We start from the raw sequence: 3712 nt of genomic DNA on the forward strand, positions 1-3712 counted from the left end.
CTTGATGCATGCTGCACTGCGTAAAGTATTAGGTGAGCATGTGACCCAAAAGGGCTCGCTGGTTGACTCCGAGCGCCTGCGTTTCGATTTCTCTCATTTTGAAGCAGTGACCGGCGAGCAGTTAAAAGCCATTGAATTGTTGGTCAACGACCAGATTCGCGCCAACTCGGCGGTTTCCACCGATCTTTGCAATATGGATGCAGCCAAAGCCAAAGGCGCGATGGCGCTGTTTGGTGAAAAATATGGCGATACAGTGCGTGTATTGACCATGGGCGACGGCTTCTCCGTCGAGCTCTGTGGCGGCACTCATGTTAACCGGACTGGTGATATAGGTCTGTTCCGCATTACCTCTGAATCCGGTGTTGCTGCCGGTGTGCGTCGTATTGAGGCTGTCACTGGGGCAAAGGCGCTGGCGCTGTTTGATCAGGTTGAAGTGCTAGTAGATACCGCTGGCCGCAGCCTCAAAGCCAATCGCGACACATTGATTGAAAAGCTCGATGCGCTTGTCGCGCAAAATCGTAAGTTGGAAAAAGATCTTGCCGCCTTGAAGACTAAGCTAGCTACTGCTGGCAGTGGCGATGTACTGTCACAGGCAGTGGATATAGCTGGTATTAAGGTGCTGGCCTTGAATCTTGAAGGTGCAGATGCCAAATCCCTGCGTGAGACCGCCGATCAGTTCAAAAACAAACTTGGTTCAGCGGTAGTGTTGCTGGCCACAGTTGAAGACGACAAGGTAGCCTTGATTGCCGGTGTTACCCAAGATACAACCCACAAAGTGAAAGCCGGTGATTTGATGGGTTTTGTTGCTGGGCAGCTGGGTGGCAAAGGCGGTGGTCGTCCGGATATGGCGCAGGGCGGAGGTACCAATGTTGCAGGGCTTGATGCTGCTTTGGCCTCAGTCGTACCTTGGGTAAAAACCCAACTCGGTCAATAGCTGTACAGAAAGATGACGGAAGTGTGATTAATCCGCTTTTAATCATCCATTTGGGTTAACTTTTGTTGCAATCTGGTGTTTAATTGGCGCCTTTTTGTGATCTGGTTGCCAGATGATTTGGGGGTTACCCCCAAGTGGTTGGTATAAGTGCCAGCAGTGAACATTAGAAGTAGTCGATTGTTATAGGCTGATTTTTGCGTTCTATTGCAATTGTGTAGTGATGTGTTGATGTGAGATTAAGCAGGATTTTAACGGTGAGTATTGTGGTTGCTCACATTAGTGCACAAATCGTGTGCAGGTGAATGCTGACAACAGTAAATGTTGTTTTTGTGTTCTTCAATCAAAAGGAAAATGCCATGCCGCTAATTCAATCTATTGAAGTTTATGTTGTTGTAAATGGAACCTCCGCCACTACAGCCGACCCTGTTTATGTCGGTGTAATTACCAAACATTTTGGTGGCCGGGAGTTTCCGTTGCGCTATCAGAAGACAAGCATGAGTTTTGTTGGTGGCCAGACTTATAAGTTTGGTTTTAGTGCGACTGGTGGTGATTATCTGCCAGCATGGGATTCCCAAGGGAGTGGTAGCAATAGTTTAAGTGCTTACCCATTAGAGGTCTCCGATGGCGCGCAGTTTGATCAGCGTGTTTATCTGAGAAAAGAGCCGGTTCGTGCAGATGGGCAAGCGGATAGCGCTTTATTCTTGGATGATGTCTCAGTGACGTTGCGTCTCGATTCAGGAGAAGCATTTTTTTATCGTACAAGGTACTCAACAAACGAAGAGCCATCGTTGGTTCGTCTTGCCAATGAATACGGTCAGATTGTGTATTTGTACCCAGTGTAAATTAGCTTTCAATTAATAAAGGATAGGCTGTGTAATGAGCTTATTAGTTCAGAAGTATGGTGGTACCTCGGTTGGCTCGATTGAGCGTATAGAGCAAGTTGCTGATAAGGTGGCAGGTTTTCATACGCAGGGTCATGAAATGGTTGTGGTGCTCTCCGCTATGAGCGGTGAAACTAATCGTCTGATCGGTTTGGCGCAACAAATTCAGGATACCCCCGATCCGCGTGAATTGGATGTATTGGTATCAACCGGTGAACAAGTGACTATTGCACTTTTGTGTATGGCACTGAAAAAGCGTGGTGTAGACGCCCGCTCTTACACTGGTGGTCAAGTGCGTATCCTCACGGATAACGCCCATACCAAAGCGCGTATCCAGTCTATTGACGAAGAGAATATGCGCGCTGACCTTAAAGCAGGTCGCGTTGTGGTTGTGGCTGGTTTCCAGGGTGTAGATGAGCAAGGCAATATCACCACTCTTGGCCGAGGTGGTTCAGATACTACCGGTGTTGCGCTTGCTGCCGCACTGAAAGCGGATGAATGCCAGATCTACACCGATGTAGACGGCGTATATACCACCGATCCACGTGTATGCGAGCGTGCGCGTCGTCTGGAAAAGATTACCTTTGAAGAAATGCTGGAAATGGCCAGCCAGGGTTCCAAAGTCCTGCAAATTCGCTCTGTAGAATTTGCTGGCAAATACAAGGTGCCTCTGCGTGTTTTGCACAGTTTCAAAGAAGGCCCTGGAACCCTTATTACCCTCGACGAGGAAGACTCGACTATGGAACAACCTATTGTTTCCGGTATTGCATTTAACCGTGATGAAGCCAAAGTAACCGTTGCTGGTGTACCTGATACTCCTGGTGTAGCGGCAAAAATTCTTGCGCCTATTGGTGCCGCTAATATTGAAGTCGATGTTATTGTTCAGAACGTGTCAGCAGATGGTACTACTGACCTGACGTTTACTGTGCACAAAAATGATATGAGCAAAGCTGTTGCTGTGCTGGAAGCGGTTGCCAAAGAAATTGGTGCACGCGAAGTGCGTAGTGATGATAAGGTAGCTAAAGTATCTATCGTAGGTGTTGGTATGCGCTCTCATGCAGGTGTCGCATCGCGCATGTTTACTGCTCTTGCAGAAGATCGTATCAACATTCAAATGATCACCACATCGGAAATCAAAATTTCGGTGATCATCGATGAGCGTTACTTGGAGTTGGCTGTGCGCAGTCTGCACACCGCTTTTGGTTTGGATGCCGAACCGTCAGAAGGCCGTGTGAGGGGCTAGGCCTTCTAATAAAAGGCGGTTTAGTTAAGGTGTTTGAGTCGCATTACTGTTTACTTAAAAAATAGACAGAAAAATGTTGGGGGTTTCTTCCCTTTCGCAAAAAGTAGACGATACTTAAATCCAGGCATTCGGTTGTCAGGACGCGACAGGGGGTATTCGGGGGTCGATGGTGGCAAGGGGTGTCTAAGTCGTACTCTTACAGGATGAGTGAAGGAGATTAAAGATGTTAATTTTAACTCGCCGTATTGGCGAAACCTTGATGGTGGGTGACGAGGTTACCGTTACCGTATTAGGTGTTAAAGGCAACCAGGTTCGTATTGGTGTCAATGCTCCTAAAGATATTGCTGTGCATCGCGAAGAAATTTATCAGCGTATTCAGCGCGAAAAGCAAAATCAGGAAGAGCAAGACAGCTAAGTTTTTACTTAATTGTTTTGTTGTTCGGCGCTTTTCAACTACGCGGCGGTATGAGAAATCATCCGCCGCGTAGGCGTTTATAGAGATTAAATTTTTAAATACTTCTCTAATTGAATGTAAATTATGCAGGCTCAAAATATTCGTTATTTTGTTCTGTAAATTTGTCTTCAAGACTTTGATTTTTAGAGAATTATGGTATTATGCCGCACCTGCTGAAACGGAGACTATCCCGCTTCAGC

At 46.8% G+C, this 3712-nt stretch carries 4 protein-coding genes; all 4 read left to right on the forward strand.

Features of this window, described 5'->3' with window-relative positions:
- The coding region (locus ACWA6V_RS18925; RefSeq protein ID WP_449523955.1) for a DHHA1 domain-containing protein at positions 1-934 on the forward strand (934 nt) is incomplete at its 5' end.
- Positions 935-1236: 302 nt separating this feature from the next.
- Entirely contained in the window at positions 1237-1776 is a 540-nt protein-coding gene (locus tag ACWA6V_RS18930; protein ID WP_449523956.1) for a hypothetical protein, read from the forward strand.
- A gap of 34 nt (positions 1777-1810) precedes the next feature.
- Positions 1811-3058 carry an aspartate kinase gene (locus ACWA6V_RS18935; protein ID WP_449523957.1) on the forward strand — a complete coding sequence of 416 codons (1248 nt, stop codon included), beginning with the start codon at positions 1811-1813 and terminating at the stop codon, positions 3056-3058.
- Between the two features lie 223 nt (positions 3059-3281).
- Positions 3282-3473, forward strand: coding sequence for a carbon storage regulator CsrA (gene csrA / locus ACWA6V_RS18940; RefSeq protein WP_062060719.1), 192 nt, complete (start codon positions 3282-3284; stop codon positions 3471-3473).
- Positions 3474-3712: the final 239 nt, after the last annotated feature.

The sequence above is a fragment of the Cellvibrio sp. genome (assembly GCF_053579595.1).

What these genes read in the sequence shown, in the direction of transcription:
- csrA (WP_062060719.1), top strand. Translation starts at nt 3,282, where the DNA reads ATGTTAATTTTAACTCGCCGTATTGGCGAAACCTTGATGGTGGGTGAC.
- ACWA6V_RS18930 (WP_449523956.1), top strand. Translation starts at nt 1,237, where the DNA reads ATGCTGACAACAGTAAATGTTGTTTTTGTGTTCTTCAATCAAAAGGAA.
- ACWA6V_RS18935 (WP_449523957.1), top strand. Translation starts at nt 1,811, where the DNA reads ATGAGCTTATTAGTTCAGAAGTATGGTGGTACCTCGGTTGGCTCGATT.